This is a genomic window from Corallococcus sp. AB011P (assembly GCF_003611605.1).
Classification (GTDB): domain Bacteria; phylum Myxococcota; class Myxococcia; order Myxococcales; family Myxococcaceae; genus Corallococcus; species Corallococcus coralloides.
Genome location: NZ_RAVX01000026.1, coordinates 1 through 19,345 on the forward strand (window position 1 = coordinate 1; position 19,345 = coordinate 19,345).

General features: G+C 70.1%; 18 protein-coding genes. 4 read left to right on the plus strand and 14 right to left on the minus strand.

Features of this window, described 5'->3' with window-relative positions; genetic code table 11:
- Window positions 1-685: 685 nt before the first annotated feature.
- On the minus strand, window positions 686-1,309 hold the full coding sequence (gene gmk / locus D7X30_RS36915; protein ID WP_120567677.1) for a guanylate kinase: 624 nt from the start codon (window positions 1,307-1,309) through the stop codon (window positions 686-688).
- Window positions 1,306-2,184, minus strand: coding sequence for a YicC/YloC family endoribonuclease (locus D7X30_RS36920; RefSeq protein WP_120567678.1), 879 nt, complete (start codon window positions 2,182-2,184; stop codon window positions 1,306-1,308). Before D7X30_RS36920 ends, gmk begins: the two co-directional genes overlap by 4 nt.
- Window positions 2,185-2,266: 82 nt before the next feature.
- Between D7X30_RS36920 and D7X30_RS36925 the strand changes: the two genes are divergently transcribed.
- Window positions 2,267-3,376, plus strand: a complete 1,110-nt coding sequence (locus tag D7X30_RS36925; RefSeq protein WP_120567679.1) for a glycosyltransferase family 9 protein — start codon at window positions 2,267-2,269, stop codon at window positions 3,374-3,376.
- Between the two features lie 169 nt (window positions 3,377-3,545).
- On the opposite strand, the gene D7X30_RS36930 is transcribed toward D7X30_RS36925, so the two are convergent.
- The 9 genes from D7X30_RS36930 to D7X30_RS36970 are packed head-to-tail and all read right to left on the minus strand — an operon-like array spanning window position 3,546 to window position 14,315.
- Complete coding sequence (locus D7X30_RS36930; protein WP_120567680.1) at window positions 3,546-4,034, minus strand: adenylyltransferase/cytidyltransferase family protein; 489 nt, start codon at window positions 4,032-4,034, stop codon at window positions 3,546-3,548.
- Window positions 4,031-5,044 carry a bifunctional heptose 7-phosphate kinase/heptose 1-phosphate adenyltransferase gene (locus tag D7X30_RS36935; protein ID WP_120567681.1) on the minus strand — a complete coding sequence of 338 codons (1,014 nt, stop codon included), beginning with the start codon at window positions 5,042-5,044 and terminating at the stop codon, window positions 4,031-4,033. The genes D7X30_RS36930 and D7X30_RS36935 overlap by 4 nt, the downstream gene beginning before the upstream one ends.
- Before the next feature lie 31 nt (window positions 5,045-5,075).
- Complete coding sequence (lpxK, locus tag D7X30_RS36940) at window positions 5,076-6,155, minus strand: tetraacyldisaccharide 4'-kinase (protein WP_120567682.1); 1,080 nt, start codon at window positions 6,153-6,155, stop codon at window positions 5,076-5,078.
- Window positions 6,152-7,183: a glycosyltransferase gene (locus D7X30_RS36945; RefSeq protein WP_120567683.1), complete on the minus strand. Its 1,032-nt coding sequence runs from the start codon at window positions 7,181-7,183 to the stop codon at window positions 6,152-6,154. The genes lpxK and D7X30_RS36945 overlap by 4 nt, the downstream gene beginning before the upstream one ends.
- Window positions 7,183-8,184: a glycosyltransferase family 4 protein gene (locus D7X30_RS36950; RefSeq protein ID WP_120567684.1), complete on the minus strand. Its 1,002-nt coding sequence runs from the start codon at window positions 8,182-8,184 to the stop codon at window positions 7,183-7,185. The genes D7X30_RS36945 and D7X30_RS36950 overlap by 1 nt, the downstream gene beginning before the upstream one ends.
- Window positions 8,181-9,449, minus strand: a complete 1,269-nt coding sequence (locus tag D7X30_RS36955) for a 3-deoxy-D-manno-octulosonic acid transferase (RefSeq protein WP_120567685.1) — start codon at window positions 9,447-9,449, stop codon at window positions 8,181-8,183. The genes D7X30_RS36950 and D7X30_RS36955 overlap by 4 nt, the downstream gene beginning before the upstream one ends.
- A 20-nt stretch (window positions 9,450-9,469) precedes the next feature.
- A complete protein-coding gene (locus D7X30_RS36960; RefSeq protein WP_120567686.1) occupies window positions 9,470-10,645 on the minus strand; it encodes a PHP domain-containing protein in 1,176 nt (391 codons plus the stop codon).
- Window positions 10,642-12,426 carry an ABC transporter ATP-binding protein gene (locus D7X30_RS36965; RefSeq protein ID WP_120567687.1) on the minus strand — a complete coding sequence of 595 codons (1,785 nt, stop codon included), beginning with the start codon at window positions 12,424-12,426 and terminating at the stop codon, window positions 10,642-10,644. The genes D7X30_RS36960 and D7X30_RS36965 overlap by 4 nt, the downstream gene beginning before the upstream one ends.
- Window positions 12,427-12,428: 2 nt before the next feature.
- Window positions 12,429-14,315, minus strand: a complete 1,887-nt coding sequence (locus D7X30_RS36970) for a DUF4388 domain-containing protein (RefSeq protein WP_120567688.1) — start codon at window positions 14,313-14,315, stop codon at window positions 12,429-12,431.
- A 63-nt stretch (window positions 14,316-14,378) separates the two neighbouring features.
- Here D7X30_RS36970 and lpxB point away from each other — a divergent pair, with 63 nt between their 5' ends.
- The 3 genes from lpxB to D7X30_RS36985 all read left to right on the plus strand — a co-directional run bounded on the left by lpxB (window position 14,379) and on the right by D7X30_RS36985 (window position 16,957).
- Window positions 14,379-15,539 (plus strand): lipid-A-disaccharide synthase, encoded by a 1,161-nt coding sequence (gene lpxB / locus D7X30_RS36975; protein ID WP_120567689.1) that lies wholly within the window; start codon window positions 14,379-14,381, stop codon window positions 15,537-15,539.
- A 71-nt stretch (window positions 15,540-15,610) separates the two neighbouring features.
- Window positions 15,611-16,315, plus strand: a complete 705-nt coding sequence (locus D7X30_RS36980; RefSeq protein ID WP_120567690.1) for a polyprenol monophosphomannose synthase — start codon at window positions 15,611-15,613, stop codon at window positions 16,313-16,315.
- Between the two features lie 6 nt (window positions 16,316-16,321).
- Window positions 16,322-16,957, plus strand: a complete 636-nt coding sequence (locus D7X30_RS36985) for a MarC family protein (RefSeq protein ID WP_120567691.1) — start codon at window positions 16,322-16,324, stop codon at window positions 16,955-16,957.
- Here the strand turns inward: D7X30_RS36985 and D7X30_RS36990 are convergent.
- From D7X30_RS36990 to D7X30_RS37000, 3 genes are all read right to left on the minus strand, one after another.
- Window positions 16,950-17,420, minus strand: a complete 471-nt coding sequence (locus tag D7X30_RS36990; protein ID WP_120567692.1) for a hypothetical protein — start codon at window positions 17,418-17,420, stop codon at window positions 16,950-16,952. The genes D7X30_RS36985 and D7X30_RS36990 overlap by 8 nt on opposite strands.
- 8 nt (window positions 17,421-17,428) lie before the next feature.
- Complete coding sequence (locus D7X30_RS36995; protein ID WP_120567693.1) at window positions 17,429-18,454, minus strand: OmpA family protein; 1,026 nt, start codon at window positions 18,452-18,454, stop codon at window positions 17,429-17,431.
- 74 nt (window positions 18,455-18,528) lie between these two features.
- Window positions 18,529-19,332, minus strand: a complete 804-nt coding sequence (locus D7X30_RS37000; protein ID WP_120567694.1) for an LpxI family protein — start codon at window positions 19,330-19,332, stop codon at window positions 18,529-18,531.
- Between the last annotated feature and the right edge of the window lie 13 nt (window positions 19,333-19,345).

The window sequence follows — 19,345 nt, forward strand, 5'->3', positions numbered from 1 at the left end:
GCTTTTGCGTCCTGCGGGCTGCTTCGAATCTCGTCGGCGCCGTCCAGTGACTTCCGCCGCTTCTTTTCGAAGGGGAGCGGCTTCTACTTCAGCGCCGCGTTCCCTGTCAACCGCTTGCTGTCAGCTTTCCTCACCGCTTTGCGTCCGTTGTGTTGCCTTCCGGACCGCTGCTTCTTCGGTGGGGCGCGGCTTCTATCTCTTCGCCGCGTTCGCTGTCAACCCGCTCGTTGACTGCCCTATTTCCTTGTCGGTGCTGCTCTCTCTACGAAGTGCCTTCCGCGCCAGTGCGCGGGCTTCGAAGCGAGGGGCGCGGCTTGTACCACCGCCGCGTTTTGTGTCAACCGCTCGACTGCTGCTTCTACTTCCCGACCTGCTCCGCCTCCCGTGAGGCGGCAACCCGCTCCGACACCTTCAACGCCCGCTGATCGGCTGCCCTGCTGCGGCACCATCTAAGAATCGGTTCGGAGAATGTCAACTTCCCGTCACCGATGAGGCCGACTGCGCCTCTCCCCGTCTCTGCGTCGCTCAGGTGCCACCGGAGTGACGCCTGCGTGTCGCCGCGAGGTGGGCGGCTTATCCATCAGGCGATCGGGCAGCGCAAGATATTTGATGCAGGCTGCCAGCGCGGTGCGACGTGGTGGAGGGGGAACCCGTGGGGCGGTCCCACCCATTCCCCCGACGGATTTCAGCTCCCGAACTTGAGCTTGGAGAGGTCCACCCTTCCCCGCCGGCACTTCTCCGCGACCACCACCGAGCGGAGCTCCTGATAGGCGCGCTCGATGTCGTCGTTCACCACGATGTAGTCGTAGGACGCGATCCCCCGCTCGATCTCCGAGCGAGCGGCCAGCATCCGGCGACGGATGGTCTCATCCGAGTCCGTCTGGCGATCCCGGAGCCGCCGCTCCAACTCCTCCATGGAGGGGGGCAGCACGAAGATGAGGACCGCGTCAGGGTGCTTGCGCTTGATGGCCTGCCCGCCCTGGACGTCGATGTCGAAGATGGCGGTGCCACGGCGGGTGCGGGCTTCGTCCACCACGGACTGGGGGCTGCCGTAGAAGTGGCCGTGGACCTCGGCCCACTCCACGAACTCGCCCTTCTCGATCTTCTCCTGGAAGGCGGCGACTCCCACGAAGTGGTAGTCCACGCCCTCCTGCTCCTTGCCCCGGGCGCGCCGGGTGGTGACGCTGGTGGAGAAGATGCCGTCCGGCATCTCCTTCAGCAGCCGGTGCGCGAGGGTGGTCTTTCCAGCTCCGGACGGCGCGGAGAGGACGAGGAGCAGGCCAGGCTGGAGTCCAGTGGGTTCGTTCATTCGACGTTCTGCACCTGTTCGCGGATGCGCTCGACCTCGGCCTTCATCGAGACCACGCGCGCGGAGATCTCCGCGTGCTGGCTCTTGGAGCCTGTCGTGTTCACCTCGCGGTGCATCTCCTGCACGAGGAAGTCCATGCGCCGGCCCACCGGCTCGGGGCTCGCCATCAGGAGCCGGAACTGCTCGAGGTGGGTCGCGAGCCGGGTCACCTCTTCCGCGATGTCCGTGCGCTCGGCGAACAGGGCCACTTCCTGCGCCAGGCGCTGCGGATCCACCGCGACGCCGCGCGCGAGCTCCGCGACACGCTCGGTGAGCCGCTGCTGGTAGTCACTGACCGCGCGAGGCGCGAGCCGGGCGACTTCCTGGCTCCAGCCCTCGATGAGCTTCATCCGGGCGTCCAGGTCCGTGTGGATGGACTCGCCTTCGGTGTTCCGCATCGTCTCCAGGGCCGCGAGCGCCTGCTGGAGCGCGGTCTGCGTGGCCTGGGTGGCGGACTCCACGTCCACGCCCTTCTCCTCCAGGCGGATGACGCCCGGCTGGTTGGCCACCTGCGACCAGGCGACGTCCACCGACTGGCCCATGGCCTCGGCGACCTCGCGGAAGGCTCGCGCGTATTCGCGGGCCAGGGCGACATCCACCGTGGGGACGTTGCCCGAGACGGTGGCGGCCTGCCGGCGCACCAGGATCTCCACCGAGCCTCGCGCGAGGCGGTCCTTCACCTGCTTCACGAGGGCAGGCTCGAGCGCGGACAGCTCGCGCGGCAGCCGGACCTTCACTTCACAGAACTTGTGGTTGAGCGAGCGTGCTTCCACGGAGACCTCTTCGTCCCCCACGCGGGCGCGGCCCGAACCAAATCCGGTCATGCTCTTGAGCATCGGGCCGGGTGCTAGGGGCTTTCGGTCCCAAGGTCAAGCCAGCGTCTTGTGTCCGTTCCAATTCTGGTAGGGTCCGCCGCCGATGGCGTGGCACAAGCGGCTTGAAACGTGGGCGAAGCTGGCACTGACGCTCCTGGCTTCCCTCCTGTTCTGGCGCCCCGGACGTCGCCGTTCTCCCGGAGCGCCCCTCCCCCACCCGCGAAAGGTCCTGCTCGTCCGGCCCGACAACCGCGTGGGCGAGGCCCTTCTCACCACGCCCCTGATGCGGACCCTCAAGGCGCATCTCCATCCGCCTCCGGAGGTGCACGTGCTGGTGCACGCCAAGGTGGCTCGCGTCCTCCAGGGACACCCTGACGCGGATGCGGTCCTGGCGTTCGACCGGCGCCTGCTTTGGCTGGGGCCCCTGGCGCCTGGCATCCGCGCGCTCCGCCGCGCGGGCTATGACAGCGTGGTGGACTGCGCCAACTGGAGTGCTCCTTCCGTGACGAGCGCGCTCGTCGCTCGGATGGTGGGGCCCAAGGCGGTCGTCATTGGGCCTGGCATCTGGCCGGTGTCGCTGCTGCAGTCGGTGTCCGTTCCTGCCCGGTCCGATACGCGGCACGAAGCCATTCAGCGCACCCACCTGCTGACGCCCCTGACGAAGGGCGCTGTCGCCGAGGGGCTTTCGTTCCGGGAGCCGGTGCTCGGCGAGGCGTTCCGCGGCTATCTGGCGACGTTCTCCGGGACGGGTTCGCGGCGCGCGGTCATCAACCCGGGGGGCCGGCTGGGTGAGCGCCGCATCCCGGCCGAGGCCTTCGCGGCGGCGGCGCGGGAGCTCATTTCACTCGGCTATTCGCCTGTCGTGACGTGGGGGCCCGGAGAGGAGGCCCTGGCTCGGACCGTGCTCTCCGGCGCTCCGGGGGCGGAGCTTGCTCCGGCGACGAGCATCGATGAGCTGGGTGCTCTCATGCGGACCGCTGGCCTCACCATCTGCAACAACACCGGGCCCATGCACCTGTCGGTCGCCGTGGGCGCGCCCACGCTCGCGTTCTTCCTGCGCATCGACATGGAGCGCTGGGGTCATGCGGTGGCGCCCCACCGGATGGTGGACCTGACGCCCGTCGTGGATGGGGCTTCCGGCGTGGGATTGGAGCAGCGCGTGGCCACGGAGGTCCGGTCCTTCGTCGCGGAGCGGGCCTCGCTCACGGGGTGAGCGGTCGCTCCTGCTCGGACACCATCTGGGGGACGCCTTCCTCCACGGGCCAGGCTCGGAGGCACTTGCCGCAGCGGACTTCGGGCGGGGGGCCCTGGTGCTCTTCGAGCGGGCTCTTGCAGTGGGGACACCCCAGGATGGACCTCAGCGCCGGGTCCAGGACCATGGGCTACTTCGCGCCTTCGCGGCCGAGCCTGCGGGCCAGCTCCGTGGTGCTGTGGTCCTTCGGGTCTCCCGCCACCGCCGTCCTCCCTCCGTAGGCCCGGACCTCGTCACCTTCCGGAATGGAGTCCGGCGTGTAGTCCGTCCCCTTCACGTGCACGTCGGGCTTGAGGGCGCGGATGAGGGTCCGCACGTTCGGCTCGTCGAAGACGACGACGCGGTCCGTGCAGGCCAGCGCCGCGACCAGCTCCGCGCGCTCCGCTTCCGGGATGTGCGGACGGCCCGGCCCCTTGTAGGCCCGGGTGGAGGCGTCCGAGTTCACCGCCACCACCAGCACGTCCGCCAGGGCCTTCGCCCCTTCCAGGTAGCGGACGTGACCGACGTGCAGCAGGTCGAAGACGCCGTTGGCCAGGGCCACCGTGCGGCCCTGCTCGCGCCAGCGTTCCCGTTCCTCCGCGATGGCAGCCAGGGGACGAAGCTTGTCCAGGGTGTTCATCGTGGGCTCCGCAGCGCTTCGAGGAGTTCTTCGCGGGAGACCGTCGCCGTGCCGGGCTTCTGCACCACCAGCGAGCCCGCGACGTTCGCGAGCCTCGCGGCTTCACCGAACGAGGCTCCGGCCGCGAGTGCCAAGGCGAAGCTCGCGATGACCGTGTCGCCCGCTCCCGTCACGTCCACCGCCGACTTCGCTCCGTGCACGGGGATGAGGTCCACGCCGCCCTTCGCGTCGAAGACGGCCATGCCATGCCGGCCTCGCGTCACCAGCAGGGCCTGGCAGCCCAGCTTGCGGACCGCTTCGTGACCGGCCTCCAGGAGGTCCTCCTTCGTGCGCACCGGACGGCCCGTGAGCGCTTCCAACTCCGGCTCGTTGGGCTTGCACACCGTGAGGCCGGCGAAGGCCATGAGCGCGTAGCGGCTGTCCACGCAGACCGGGAGGCCGTCCGCGGCGAGCTTTCGCAACACAGCCCGGACCTCGTCGCTGACGACGCCCGCGCCGTAGTCCGAGACCACCACCGCGTCCGCGTCCTTCGCCGCGGCCTCCACCTGCCTGGCGATGGCCTTGCGCATCCGGGGCGGGAGGGGGCCTCGCTGGCCCCTGTCGACGCGGAGCATCTGCTGCCTCGTGGTGCTGATGCCTCCCGCGAGGATGCGCGTCTTCGTCTCCGTCTGGATGCTCCGGCTGCTGACCGCGTGCAGCCGGATGTCCGCGGCTTCGAAGAGCTTGCGCAGCTCGCTGCCCATCGAGTCCACGCCCAGGGCTCCCACCGCCGTCACCTGCCCCGACAGCGCGCGGATGTTGGCCGCCACGTTGGCTCCGCCGCCGAGATTCACCTCCGACGACTCGTACCGGACGATGAGCACGGGGGCCTCGCGGCTCACCCGGTCCGTCTGTCCGTAGAGGTAGTGGTCGGCGACCAGGTCTCCCACCAGCAACACCCGACGGCGCGCGAAGGCGAGTGGCAGGCGCGAGGACGAAGCTGCCGGACGTGAAGACGGGGCCGCGGGCATGGGCGCGCGTTGTCCCACAGCGGTCCAGCCCTCACAAGTCGCGCGTCTCTCCCTGCAGCCCGAGCGCCCGCTTGAGATGCGCTTCGCCCTCCAGGACCTCCACTCCCAGGCGCACCACCCAGGCCTCGAAGCCGACGGGCAGGCGCACCGCGTCCTTCTCCGTCGTCACCACGAGCGCTCCGTGCTGGCGGGCCCGGGCTTCAACCTGGCGAAGCTCGTCCGCCGTGAAGCGATGGTGATCCGGGAAGAGGGCCGCGTCCCGGACCTCCGCTCCGAGGGTGGTGACGGTCTTCAGGAAGCCTCCGGGCCGGGCCAGCCCCGCCAGGGCGAGGACCGGCTTTCCTTCGAGCGCTTTCGTCGCGTGCTCGGTCCCCGAAGGGTCCCACCAGCCCGTGGGCCCATAGCGCGTCCGGACCCGTGGAGCGGTCACGCCTTCGAGCCATGGGTTGGGGGCGGCGTCTCCGGAAGCAGCTCTCAGCCAGAGGAGCGTGGCGCGGCGCAGGGCCGATGGGGGCTCGCGCAGCGGGCCTCTTGGGAGCAGTTGGCCGTTGCCCAGGCCCACGGCCTCGTCCACGACCACCAGGTCTTCGTCACGGTGCAGGCGGCGGTGCTGGAAGCCGTCGTCCAGCAAGACCGTGTCCAGGCCGAAGTCGTCCCTGGCCCGGAATGCAGCCGCGACGCGGTCCGCTCCCACGAAGAGCCGGGCCCTCGGACATCTGCGTGCGAGCAGCAGGGGTTCGTCGCCTGCTTCCGTCACCGCGGGCAGGGGCTCCGCTCCCGTGAAGGTGAGTGGCTCCTGGGACTCGCGTCCGTAGCCTCGGGTCAGGATTCCGACCTTGCGCCCTTCGCGGATCAGCAACTCCGCGAGATGGAGGACCGCCGGTGTCTTGCCCGTGCCTCCGACGTTGAGGTTGCCGATGGAGATGACCCGCAGACCTTCGACTTGTTCGGCTCGCTTCAATCCCGAGTCGTAGAGGGCACCGCGGAGACGAACCGCTCCGCTGTAGGTCCAGGACAACAGCGTGAGCGGTGACAGGAGGGCACGACGGGTCCAGGGCTCCGGTGCCGGCGGATAGAAGATCCGCTCCAGGGCCGTGGGTCCGCCCGTCATCGCCGTGGCTCCGCTGCCTTCTGATAGAGGGTCAGGATGTCCCGGGCGATGTGCTCGTTCGTCGGGTGCCGGGTCCCCGCCGTTGCTCCGGACAGCGAGGCGGTGACGACGGCTTCCACCGTGGGCGCTTCCACCCTCGCGTCCGCCAGCTCCGGGAGTGCTCCCTCGTTCACCGCGACCACCCGGACTCCGCAGGCCCTGGCCTGGGCCGCGGCCCTCGCGCTCCAGTCGTTTCCCAGGCCGAGGATCCAGACTTCATCCAGGGCCTGCAGCCACTTCGCGAAGTCCGCTCCCTGCTGGTAGCCCGCGAACGCCACCTGTTCGTTGAGGCCTCGCTCCGATACCTGCTTCCGGGTCGCTTCAAGCAGCGCCCCATCACCTACGAGCACGAGGCGGGATTCGGGACGTTGCTGGCGGAGCGTGGCGAAGGCTTCGACTCCCAGCGAGTGACGGCGGCTCTGCTGGAACGTGGAGATCATCCCCACCAGGTGCGTGTCATCGAGGCCCAGGGTCCAACGGAGGGTCTTGCGGTCCTGGGGGCGCTCGAACATCGGGTCCACCAGCGCGGGCAGGACCTGGACGGGGCGATGCCGACCTTCGAGCTTCTCCATCAGGTGGCTCGCGGGCACCGTGTACGCGGCGGCTTCGGGCAGCGAGGAACGCAGTGAACGGGGCGCGTGGATGGAGCGGATCCGCACAGCGCCCTTCGGCGTTCCCCAGCGCGCCACGAGATGATCATGGGTGAAGTGGGCGTGGACCACGTCCACCGTCCTGCGGCGGAGGGCTCGCAGGTCGCTCCAGAGCTCCCAGGGTGGGGACTTCACGGACAACACCAGGCCTCCTTCGTCCAGGAGGCCCAGTTGCTGGAAGCGGGGAACGGCGGGCTCCTCGGCGGCGATGTCCCGGCGCTTGCGGTCCACCGCCACCGTGACCTCGTGGCCCAGCGCCCGCTGCGCCTGGGCCAGCAGCGCGACGTTCTCCGCCGGGCCGCTCCAGAAGGGACTCGCGAGCAGGTGCAGGATGCGCATCAGCGCTTCACCAGCGAATGGTAGAGGTCACGGAGCGCCCGGGCTTCGTGCTCGACGCCGCAGCGGCTGCGCGCTTCCTCTTGCGCGTTGCGGCCGACCTGCCGGGCCCGCTCCGGTTCGCGGGTCAGCTCGTCCAACAGGTCGCGCAGGCCCTTCACGTCTCCGGGTTCGAAGAAGAAGCCCGTGCGGCCGTGCTCGATGAGCGTGTCCAGGTACGGCAGCTTCGAGGCCACCACGCAGCAGCCGGAGGCCATCGCCTCCACGTGCACCAGCGAGTAGCCCTCCGCGTAGGAGGGATGCACCAGGATGCTCAGGCCCTGGTACCAGGGCTCGATGGTGGACTGCTCTCCCGCGAGCAGCACCCGGTCCTCGATGCCCTGGCGCAGCCCGTTCACCCAGGCCAGGTCCGGCCCCTTCGCGAGCCCCACCAGCACCGCCTGCCAGTCCGGCCGCTGCGGCAACAGGGGCCTCAGCGCTTCGATGAAGTCGCCCTGCCCCTTCTCCTTGCGGATGCGTCCGATGACGCCGATGCCGTAGCGGCCCCCCTGCTGGAGCCGGGCCCAGGCAGCGTCGCGGTCTTCCGGTGGGTGGAAGCGCTGGAGGTCGATGCCGTGCGAAATCACCGTGGACGGGAGCGCGATGACGTCGGAGATCTGCTTCGTGAGCGATACGAGCGCGTCCGCGCCCCTGGCGAGCCAGCGGGTGAAGCGCGTGGGGGCTACCGACGTGTGCCTCGTGAAGACGAGTTGGACCCTTCCTCCCAACGCCTTCAGGAGCATCCCCGCCAGCAGCTCGTTGTTCCGGTGCGCGTGCCAGACGATGGGCTCCTGGTGCGAGCGGCGGATCAGCTCTCCCCAGGTGATGCGCGGCAGGGCTTCCGTCAGGCCAGAGCCGATGACCCGTGTCTCGTCGCCCTGGGCCAGCGCTGGTACGACGGACTCCACGTGCCGCGTCACTCCCGTGTAGCGCTTGTGGAAGTGTGGATGGACGATAAGGGTCATCGAGGAGCCCTCCTTAGCGCGGCCATGGCCTCCGCGTTGCGCTCACTGGCTCCGGAGATTCGACGCACCGTGGCTTCGGCCTGGGCTCCCAGTTGCTGCCGACGTTCGGGATGGGCGAGGAGGTCCTCCAGCGCGGCGTGCAGGGCTTCTCCATCCGCCACTTGAATGCCTCCGTTGCCTTGCAGCACCGCGACGCTGTCGCGGAAGTTGTCCATGTGCGGGCCGAACAACACCGGCCTGCCCTGCCCCGCTGGCTCCAGGATGTTCTGGCCGCCCCGCTTCGTGAACGAGCCTCCCACGAACACCACCGTCGCCAGGCGGTAGGCTCGCGACAGCTCTCCCATCGAGTCCATCACCACCACCGGCGCTCGCTCCGGGTTGCCCTGCGAGCGCAGGCCCACGGTCAGGTTCCGCTCCCTTGCGAGGGTCTGAATCCGCTCCGCCCGGTTCAGGTAGCGCGGCGCGATGACCAGGCTCAGCGTGGGCCAGCGTTCCCGTAGACGCTGATACACCTGCAACAGGATTTCTTCCTCGCCCTCGTGCGTGCTTCCCGCGAGCCACACCGGATCCGCTGGAGCCAGGCCGAGGGCGGTTCGCAGGGCTTCGTCCTCGGGGGCTGGCCCCGCCGCGAGGGCGTCGAACTTGGTGTTCCCGGTGGTGAGGACCCGCTCGGCCGGTGCGCCCAGGGCCTTTGCTCTTTCGGACTCCTCGTCCTGCCGCATCAGCAGCAGGTCCATGTCCTTCAGCGGGTTCTCGATGAGGCCGAAGAGCGTCCGATACCTCCCCACGTTCGCGGGGGAGAAGCGCCCGTTGGTCATCACCACGCTCGCTCCAGACTGCTTCGCGGCGCGGATCAGGTTGGGCCAGACCTCCGTGTACTCGAGGACGAGGAGGTCCGGCTGGAGGGCTCGCACCGCCCTTCGTGTCGCGCCCCAGAGGTCGTAGGGCACATACACGACTCCGTCGATCTGCTTCGCCAGGCGGTCTCTTGCCATCGCGTGGCCGCTGTCCGTCATCGTCGAGAGCACGATGCGGCAGCCGGGGAAGCGCTGGCGCAGGGGGCCGAACATGGGCGCCAGGGCCAGCAGGTCTCCCGCGCTGGCTCCGTGCAACCACAGCAGCGGGCCCTCTCCCTTTGGCAGGTCGCCTGGCTCGTAGAAGCCCAGCCTCTGCTTCAGCCCGTGACGCGTCTTCCGGTACACGCAGAGCACCGGGAACAGCAGCGCGAAGAGGACGTAGGTGGCGACGACGTAGAGCAGGCGCATGGGCGACGTCCCGCGCTCTATCAGATGCCCGGCGGTCTCGGCACCACTCGCACCGGGCTGGGGACCAGCCAGGGCCGCCACTCGTGGCCGAAGAAACGTCCGGGCGCGTGGGCCCAGACCTCTACCTGGACTGCTCCGGGGCCGGTCAGCTCGATGTGCTGCCCGTCGGGTTGCAGGCGGCCGTCACCCCACACCCGGACCTCCAGCGTGCCTGGGGTGTGTTCCGGGAGGCGGACCGTCAGCACCGTGCCCGCGGGGGCTTCTCTCGTGTTCGCGTCGAAGCCTTCCAGGGTGAAGCCCTCCGGCGCTCCGAGCGCTCGGAAGACGCAGAGGGCCTGGCCGCTCGCCAGCGCCTGCGTGACCTGGGTCGCGGCTTCGCGCGCGTTCTGGGACAGGGGGCCCTTGAGCACGTCCGGCGGGAGCTCCATGTCGAGCGCGTTGAAGATGTCCTCGTACGCGGGCACCCCGTGCGCGTCATGGCCACACAGGGCGATGCGCTTGCGCTCTCGCGCCAGCTCCAGGAAGCGCTCCGTCGGGCGTGGCTCCGGGACCGCGAGCAGCATCACTCCGTGCACCGGGTTCACCAGGGAGGCGCCCACCGCCGGCAGGAGCCGGCTCACCGGGCTTCGCAGCGCCTGCCGGAAGAAGGTGTCCGCTGAGTACAGCTCGAAGCCTGGGACCTGGTGCGCCGTTGCTTCGTCCTTCCAGGGGTTCTTCGTCTGGACCGGATGCGCGAGGATCGCCGTGCCTCCAGCGGCCTCCACCGCGGCCACCGCCTGTTCCGGGGGCCCCCAGGGCGTCACGCCTTCGATGGGCCGTTGCATGCCGAACGCGGTCAGGTGGCCCGCGTTGGTCGAAATTTCCACCCCGGGGATGAGCAGCACGCCGTCCACCCAGGTCGCGGCGGGCGGCTTGAAGTCGTTGTGGTCGGTGAGCACCACGAAGTCGAGGCCCGCGGCCTTCGCCGCCCGGGCGACCTTCGCGGGCGTCCCGTTCCCGTCCGAGCGAGTGGTGTGCACGTGGTACGCGCCTCGGATCCACGGCTTCGCGTTCGGGGCGGGCTCGACGACGGGGTAGTCCGCGAAGCCCGCCGCGAAGGCGAAGAAGCCCGCGACGCCCATGAGCAGGAACAGCAAACCGAACACGGCGCGGATCGCCAGGGAGAGGGGCCGCCTGGCCGTGCCGGCCTTGCTCACGCCGCTCCCCGCTCGATGGGGCCTGACGTCTGCAGGCGCCACATGGCGGCGTAACGGCCTTCCTTCTGGAGCAGGTCCGCGTGGCTCCCGCTCTCCACGACCCGGCCCGCCTCCACCACGTGGATGACGTCCGCGTTCGTCACCGTGGACAGCCGGTGCGCGATGACCAGCGCTGTCCGGCCGGGGAGCACCTTCGCCAGCGCGGCCTGCACCTCGCGCTCGTTCTCCGGATCCAGGCTGCTGGTCGCTTCGTCCAGCACCAGCACCGGGGCCTTGGACAGGACCGCCCTCGCGATGCACAGGCGCTGGCGCTGGCCTCCGCTCAAGGTCACGCCTCGCTCGCCGATGCGCGTGTCGTAGCCCTGTGGCAGGCCCTGGATGAAGGTGTCCGCGTTCGCCACCCTCGCCGCGGCCTCCACTTCCTCCTTCGTCGCTTCGGGCCTCGCGTGCCGCAGGTTCTCCAGCACGGTGCCGTGGAAGAGCAATGGCTCCTGCGTCACCAGCGCGAACTGACTCCGGACGCTCGCCGCCGTGTACGTGTCCGCGTCCACGCCATCCAGCAGGATGCGCCCCTGCTGGGGACGCTCGAAGCGCAGCAGCAGCGACGTCACCGTGCTCTTGCCGCCTCCACTGCCTCCCACCAGCGCCGCCACCTGGCCCACCTTCAGGTCCAGGGTCAGCCCGTCCAGCGCGCGACGCTCGCCGTAGAAGAAGCGCACGTCCTCCATGCGCAGCGACTCATGCAGCGCGGGCGTAGGCACCGCAGCGGCGGCGTCCTCCACGGGGTGCTTCAGGTCGAGCAGCGCGAAGAGGCGCTCTCCCGCAGCTCCCGCCTGCACCGCGAACTGCGTCACCCGGCCCAGGTCCTTCACCGGCTGGTACACGAGGATGACCGCCGTGAGCAGCGACAGGAGCGCCTCCGGCTCCATCGCCCGCGTCGCCGCCGCGTACCCCAGCGCTCCCGCGAGCGCCGCCGCGGCGAGCACCTCCATCACCCCCGGCACGCCTCCGCGCGCCCAGGCCGCGCCCACCACCGCTTCCTCGTGGGCCTTCGCGTAGGACTCGAAGCGCGCCAGCTCCGCCTCCTGGCCGTTGAAGGCCTGGATGGTGCGCAGGCCTCCGAGCCCTTCATGCAGCTGGCCCGCGAGCTGCCCCAGGTGGGACTGCCCTTCTCGCGTTCCCTTCAGCACCTTGCGCGTGAGCTTCGAGGCGGGCAGCGCCGCCAGCGGAATCACCGCCAGCATCAGCCCTCCGAGCATCGGGCTCATCGCCAGCGCCACGCCCGCGAGCACCAGCACCTGGATGGTGTCTCGCAGGTACGAGCCCACCGTGTACATGGCGGCCAGCTCCACCGCCATCACGTCCGAGGAGAAGCGGCTGAGCAGATCTCCCGTCCGCTCCTTCGACAGCTGCGACGGCGACAGCGCCGTGAGCCGCAGGAACAGGTCGCGCCGCAGGTCCTTCACCACGCGCTGCGCGAACAGGCCCATGAAGTAGAACTGGCCCAGGTACCCGACGCCCTTCACCGCGCCCACCGCCAGCACGAACACCGGGAAGCCCCAGAGCGCGGCCTCTCGCGGCAGGTTCGCGAGCCACGGCACCCGGTGCGCGCTCGCGAAGCCCTCTTCGCCTCCCGACAACAGGAAGCGCAGCGCCGGGCCCAGCAGGTACGCGTACGCGCCCGTCGCGAGCCCCAACACCGCCATGCACACGAAGGCCAGGACGAGGGTTCCCGCGTGCGGCTTCGCGTACCGGAGCAGCCGCCTGAGCGCGTGATGCATGACTACTTCACCACCTTCTGCAACGCCGCCCTCGCGAGCACCGAATACGGATTCAGCTCCAGCACCTTCATCAGCTTCTTGCGCGCGAGCGGCGCGTCGTCCAGGTCGATTTCGATGATGGCCGCGATGATCTGCGCCCGCTCCAGGTACGGGTCCAACGTCAGCGCCTGCTTGAGCACCTTGCGCGCCGCGAGCGCCCGCTGCATCAGAGGCCCGGGCGAGCCCCGGTACTTCGCCCAGGCGAGGTACGAGTAGTACTCGGGCTCGCCGCCGTTGAGTGACACCGCCTCCTCGAAGCCCTGGATGGCCGCCTTGTAGTCGCCCCGCTTCATCGCGGACTCGCCCCGGCGCAGCGCGAGCTCCGCGTCCACGTTGATGGCGGTCGCGCGGCCCACCACCTCCTGCCGGCTGAGGAAGTACTGGAGATAGGCGCGGCGCTTCTCGTCCACGCTCAGCACGCGGTACGCCGCGGACAGCTTCTCCTGCACCTGCTCCAACAGGTCGCGCAGGTCGGAGAGGTCGAACTCCGCGTAGGTGTCCGGATGAAAGCGCATCGCCGTCTCGTGATACGCGCGCTCCACCGCCTCCTTGTCCGCCGCGAGGTCCAGGCCCAGCCCGCCGAAGTAGCTGCGCGTGATGATGCGCACCGCTTCCTCGCGAAGCGCCGCCGCCGTCTCCGCGGGCAGGCTCTTGCGCTTGCGCGGCGCGATAACGTCTGGCACCACTGCCGCGCTCAGCACGTCCGTCCCCGTCGCCACCGGCGTCGCGGAGAACGTCACCCCGCCCGTCAGCTTGAGGAACCACAGCAGCGTGTACGCCGCCCGCAGCTCCGCGCGTCCGTGCGCGAGCAGGTCTTTGAGCACGATGCGGCCATTCACCTGCATCGCCAGCTTCAGGTCCTCCGTGTCCAGCGCCATCGACTGGAGGTCCCGGCCGAAGTCCGCCGAGCGCACCGGGTACTCGTTCAGGTGCGCCTTGAGCGCGTTCGCCACCACCCGCAGGGGCATCCGCCGGCGCGCGGCCTCCAGCAGCGGGGCCAGGGCGGGCTGATCCACGGAGGCCACTTCGGAGGAGAACTCGTCGCCCGCGTAGAACGCGTAACGGCCCTCGCGCATGGCCAGCACGCGTCCGAGCCGGTCCCTGGTGAAGTCGCGAAGGAGCGCCAGCAGGTCCTCGCCCACCGCCTCCACGCCCACGTCCGCCAGCGCCGCGCCGATGCGCAGCCCGGAGGCTAGTGACTCCACCACCGGCTGCTCCTGCGCCTCCGTAAGGACCCGCCGCTCGCGCAGGAAGCGCGGCAGCGCGTCCTCCTTCGCGGAGGAGTCGAAGTTCACCGGCCCGCCGCGCAGGAAGTACACCCGGCGCGACAGCCCCTTGAGGGCCACCACCAGCACGCCGTCACGGCGCAGCCGGTAGAGCGAGTGCTGCAGCGCCGGCAGCGGGAAGGACTTCAGGTCCCCCGCCGCCACCGCGGGCCTCGACAGCGTGGCGGCCAGGCCCGTGAGCGGGATGGCCTGGGCGGCCTTCACCAGCGCCTCCAGGCGGGGCACCAGCTCCCCCGGCTTGAGCGGATCCGGGATGTACGCGTTGACCTTCAGGTCCAGCACCGAGCTCACGCCCTTCGCGCGGCCCAGGTGCCCCTTGTCGATGGCCACGATGGGCACGCGCCCGCCCTGGCTGTGCCCTCGGATGAGGTGCACGACGTGCTGCCCCTCCACGCGCGGCAGGTCCACGCCCAGCACCACCACGTCCGGGTTGTCCGCCGAGAAGTGCTCCAACGCCATCACGGCGTCATTCACCGCCCGAACGGTGTACCCGGCCTGCGAGAGCAAGCCCGTCAGGTGCTCCAGGGTCGGGGGGTGGCTCTCAGCGAGCAGAAGCGTCTTCAAGGGGGCCGCAGTCTACAACCTCCCTCCCTCCGCGCATCAGCTACGATGAGGGTCTTGCCTCCCATGACGCAGCCATCCTCCCCCCGCATCCTCGTCGTGGCCGGCGAGGCCTCCGGCGACACCCACGCCTCGGAGCTCGTCGCCGCCCTCCAGGCCCTGCGCCCCGACCTCACCTTCTTCGGCATGGGAGGCGCCCGGCTGGCCGCTCGGGGGGTGGAGCTCATCCACGACGCCCGGGAAGTGTCCGTCATGGGCATCACCGAGGTGCTCCCCCGCATCCCCCGCATCCTGCGGATCATGAAGGACCTGGCCCAGGCCGCCGAGGAGCGCCGCCCCGACTGCGCCATCCTGGTGGACATCCCGGACTTCAACCTGCGCCTGGCCAAGAAGCTCAAGGCCCTAGGCATCCCGGTGGCCTACTACGTGTCCCCGATGATCTGGGCCTGGCGCCGGGGCCGCGTGCGCACCATCCAGCGGCTGGTGGACCGGATGCTCTGCATCCTTCCCTTCGAGGAGGACTTCTACCGGGAGGCCGGGGTGCCCGCACGCTACGTGGGCAGTCCTGTCCTGGAGCAGATGCCCAAGTCCGCCAGCGCCCGCGAGTTCCGCCAGCGCCTGGGCCTGCCCGAGGACGCTCCCACGCTCGCGCTGCTGCCCGGCAGCCGGATGAGTGAGATCCGCCGCATCCTGCCCACCCTCGTCGGGGCCGCAAAGCAGCTCGTCTCCGAGCGGCCGGGGCTCCAGGTGGTGGTGCCGGTGGCGCCCACCATCGCGAAGGAGGAGATCCTCTCCCGCTTCGAGGGCAGCGGCGTGACGCCGGTGCTGGTGGACGGGCGCGCCCCGGAGGTCGTGGGCGCGAGCGACGCCGCGGTGGTGGCCTCCGGCACGGCGGTGCTGGAGGCGGGGCTGATGGAGCGGCCGCTCGTCGTCGTGTACCGCGTGTCGCTGGTGACGTACTGGGTGGGCCGGCTGATGCTGAAGGTGGCCTTCGTGTCGCTCATCAACCTGCTGGCGGGCCGGCGCGTGGTGCCGGAGCTGCTCCAGGGGGAGATGACGCCGGAGAACATCGCCTCCGAGGTGCGGCGCGTGTGGCTGCCGGGCGAGCCCCGCGATGCCATGGTCCAGGGCCTGGCCGAGGTGCGCGGGCGCCTGGGCGAGGTGGGTGCCGCCCACCGCGCGGCCCAGACGGTGCTGGAGCTGCTGCCCCCGCGCCCTGTCGCCTGAGCCGGAGAACCGACCGGGTTGGCGTCGGTTCTGCTGTTCCAGCGCCGGGTTTGGGGTATGTCCGCCGGGTCATGAACCGTGCGCTGGTCTGCATCCCCACCTACAACGAGCGGGACAACATCGGCCCCATCACCCAGGCGGTGCTGGCGGCGGACCCCCGTGTGGACATCCTCGTCGTCGACGACAACTCGCCCGACGGGACGGGGCAGCTCGCGGACGAGCTGGCCGCGAAGAACCCGCGCGTGCGCGTGCTCCACCGCGAGAAGAAGGAGGGCCTGGGCCGCGCGTACCTGGCCGCCTTCCGGTGGGCCCTGGCCGAGGGCTACACGTACATCCTGGAGATGGACGCGGACTTCAGCCACGACCCGCGCTACCTGCCCACCTTCCTGGACGCTGCGGAAGGCGGCGCGGACCTGGTGCTGGGCTCGCGCTACGTGGATGGCGGCGGCACGGTGAACTGGGGCGTGGGCCGGAAGATCATCAGCCGAGGCGGTTCGCTCTACGCGCGCAGCATCCTGGGCGTGGACGTGCGCGACCTCACCGGCGGCTTCAAGTGCTTCAACCGCCGCGTGCTGGAGAGCATCAACCTGGATGAGGTGCGCAGCACCGGGTACGCCTTCCAGATTGAGCTGACCTACCGCACCCTGCGCAAGGGCTTCACCGTGCGCGAGGTCCCCATCGTGTTCGAGGACCGGCGCGTGGGGCACTCGAAGATGAACAAGAAGATCTTCGTCGAAGCGCTGGGCATGGTCTGGAAGCTGCGCTTCACGGTCTAAAGCACCATGTCGACGTCCGGTATGGTGTCCACCTTCCTCGTGTCGCTGTCCGCCATCTTCTTCGTGGTGGACCCGATTGGCGTCGTGCCGCTGTTCCTGGCGATGACGGCGGGGGACACCAAGCAGCAGATCCGCAGCACCGCCCTGCGCGCCTGTCTGGTGGCGTGCGGGATGATGCTGTTCTTCGCCGTCTTCGGCCGCGTCATCTTCCAGGTGTTCGCCGTGTCGCTGGGCGCCTTCCGCGTGGCGGGCGGCATCCTGCTCCTGATTACGTCCCTGGACATGTTGCGCGCCCGCCCCTCCTCCACGCGCACCAGCCCCACGGAAGAAGAAGAGGGCGTGGTGAAGGAGGACGTGGCCATCGTCCCGCTGGCCATTCCGCTGCTCGCGGGGCCGGGCGCCATCGCCACCGCCATGGTGCTGATGGCGCGCTCCGGGACGTCCTTCGTGTCCGCGCTGCCGGTGGTCGCGGCGGTGGTGCTGACCTTCACCGCGACCTACTTCATCCTCAACGCGTCCAGCCTGGTGCAGCGGGTGCTGCGTCAGTCCGGCGTCGCCATCCTGGAGCGCGTGTCAGGGCTCATCCTGGCCGCCATCGCGGTGCAGTTCATCGCGGACGGGGCGAAGGACCTGCTCAAATAGCGTCCGCGCCCGCCACCCACACGGCGCCGTCCTTGCGCACGGTGCCCTGGGGACGGCCGTCCATGGTGAGGCGGTCCGGGCTGGAGCGCTGCGCGTCGTACGCGTAGCCGCCCTGGACCTCCTGCAGGTACACCACCACGGCGTCCACCACGTTCTCCTGCACGACCTTGAACGATTCGTTCGCGCACTGGGTGTCGCCGGTGAAGAAGCGCTCCAGCGAGGCCTCCTCCGGGTGGCGCACGTAGACGACCACGGGGGCCCTCTCCTCCTTGCCCTCGGCGACGAACTTCTGGATGGCCTTCGCGGGCGCGGGCTGGCGCATCAGCGCCTGGAGGAGCGTGCACTTCTCGTCCTCGGCCTGCACTCGCTGCTCGAGGGGGACCGAGTGCGCGCAGCCCACCGTCCCCAGCAAGCCCAGGCCCGCGACGGCGAGCGCCCAACGGATGCGAGGAAGTTCCACCATGTGACACCTCAAGGCTTGCGCCAGCGAGGGGCGAAGGGCGCGTTCGTCAGGGACGGGTCCTCCACCGCGATGATGTATTCGGCGCGGCGGTTGGCAGCCTCCGCCGTCTCGTCCGGCGTGGGCACCGCCGGGGACTGCTCACCAAAGCCCTCGTAGAACACTGGTACCTTCAGGCCCCGTTGGCGGAAGTAGGACGCGATGCTCTTCGCCCGCTTGAGCGAAAGCTCGCGGTTGTCGCTCGTGCTGCCCACCGTGTCGGTGTGCCCGAGCACGTACAGGCGCAGCGACGCCCAGCGGCCATACTTATTCAACGCCTCCGTGATGCTCTTGTAGCTGGCGTCCAGCTTGCCCTTCTCCGCCGGCGGAACGTCCGAGCGGCCGGAGGCGAAGGTCACCTCCTCATGCGGGATGTCCACCTGCCACGGGTAGAGGTCCACGCCCGTGTAGAAGTCGGAGGTGTCATAGGCCCTCAGGCGGATGTGCATCACCTTGCCCTCCGCCGGCAGCCACTTCACTTCCAACGGCGTGCCCGCGGGCGCGCCCTTGAAGTCCACGTCGCCCGCGAAGGCCGTCTTGCCGGTGTCCATCTTCACCGTGACTTCCGTCTTCGCGGCCGGGCGCGACAGCGTGAAGCGCAGCTTGCGGCCGGGCACGTCCACGTCCTCCGGGCGCACCTCCATCTTCAGCGGGCCGTTGAGCTCCGTGTCGAACGAGAGAGGCATGCTTCCCGGCTCCGCCCCGCCCGGGAACCGCACGGTGAGCTCGCCCTCGTAGTGGAACTTCCCTTCCGGCTGCTCCAGGGCGACGCGGCGGGTGAGACCCGGCTTGCCGCCCCCCTTGAGCTCCACCGTCTTGCCGTCGCTGCGCTTGAGCTTCACCTCGAAGCCGTCGATGGGCTCCTCGATGTGGATGAGCAGCGCGGGCACGCCTTCACCCAGCGCCGCCTTGCCTTCCAGCGATACCCGGATGGCCTCCGCGGAGGCAGTGAGCGGCAGACCCAGCAGGGCCACGAGAGGTAGGAGTCGGACGGACATGCGGCGTCAACCTCGGCGTCGCGGGAGGAGGTGGGGAGGCAACTCCAGCCCGGGGGAACGGATTCCCGGCGAGCCTACCGCACGCCCACCAGGGTGATGCCTCGCGCGGTGGCCCCCGCGAAGAGGGCGGGTGCGTCCAACAGCACCGTGCGCCCTACCTCCAGCGCCAGCACCCGGGCGCCTACTTCCTCCATGACTTCCAGCGTGCGGGGCCCCACGGCGGGCAAGTCGAAGCGCAGGTCCTGCTCCGGCTTGCAGCGCTTCACCACCACCGAGCCCGGGCCGCCCAGCTTCGCGCCCCGGCGGATGGTCTCGTCGGTGCCCTCCACGGCCTCCAGCGCCAGCACGTGGCCGTCCCGCACCACCACCGTCTGGCCCACGTCCGCCTGCCCCAGGAGCACCGCCACCTCCCTGCCGAGGGCCACGTCCTTCTCTTGCACGGGCTTCAGCGCGGGGCCGGCCAGGTGCCCTTCGGGGCACAGCACCTCGCCCAGGAAGTCCGTGGGCGCGATGATGGTGATGCCCTGTGACTCGAAGTCCGCGGCCACGGCGCGCAGGAGCGCGTCGTCCCGGAAGCTGCGCAGGCGGGAGATGATGCGCACCGCGCCCAGGTCCGGCCGGGCCTCCGTGAGCGCTCGCACGCGGCCGATGCCGCCCGCCATGGCCGCCCGGGAGACACCCGCCTGGCGGAAGACCTTCTGGATGCGGCCCACCTGCCCCACGCGCACCCAGGCGAAGTGGCCGACCTCCTGCTCCAGCGCCGGGTCCGTCTCTCCCCGGTGCGCGGCCACCACCACCTCCAGGCCGCGCGCACGGGCGGCCCGCGCGAAGAGGAAGGGAAGCTGGCCGTTGCCGGCGATGAGCCCGATGCGCTCCACCCACTCCCCTCCG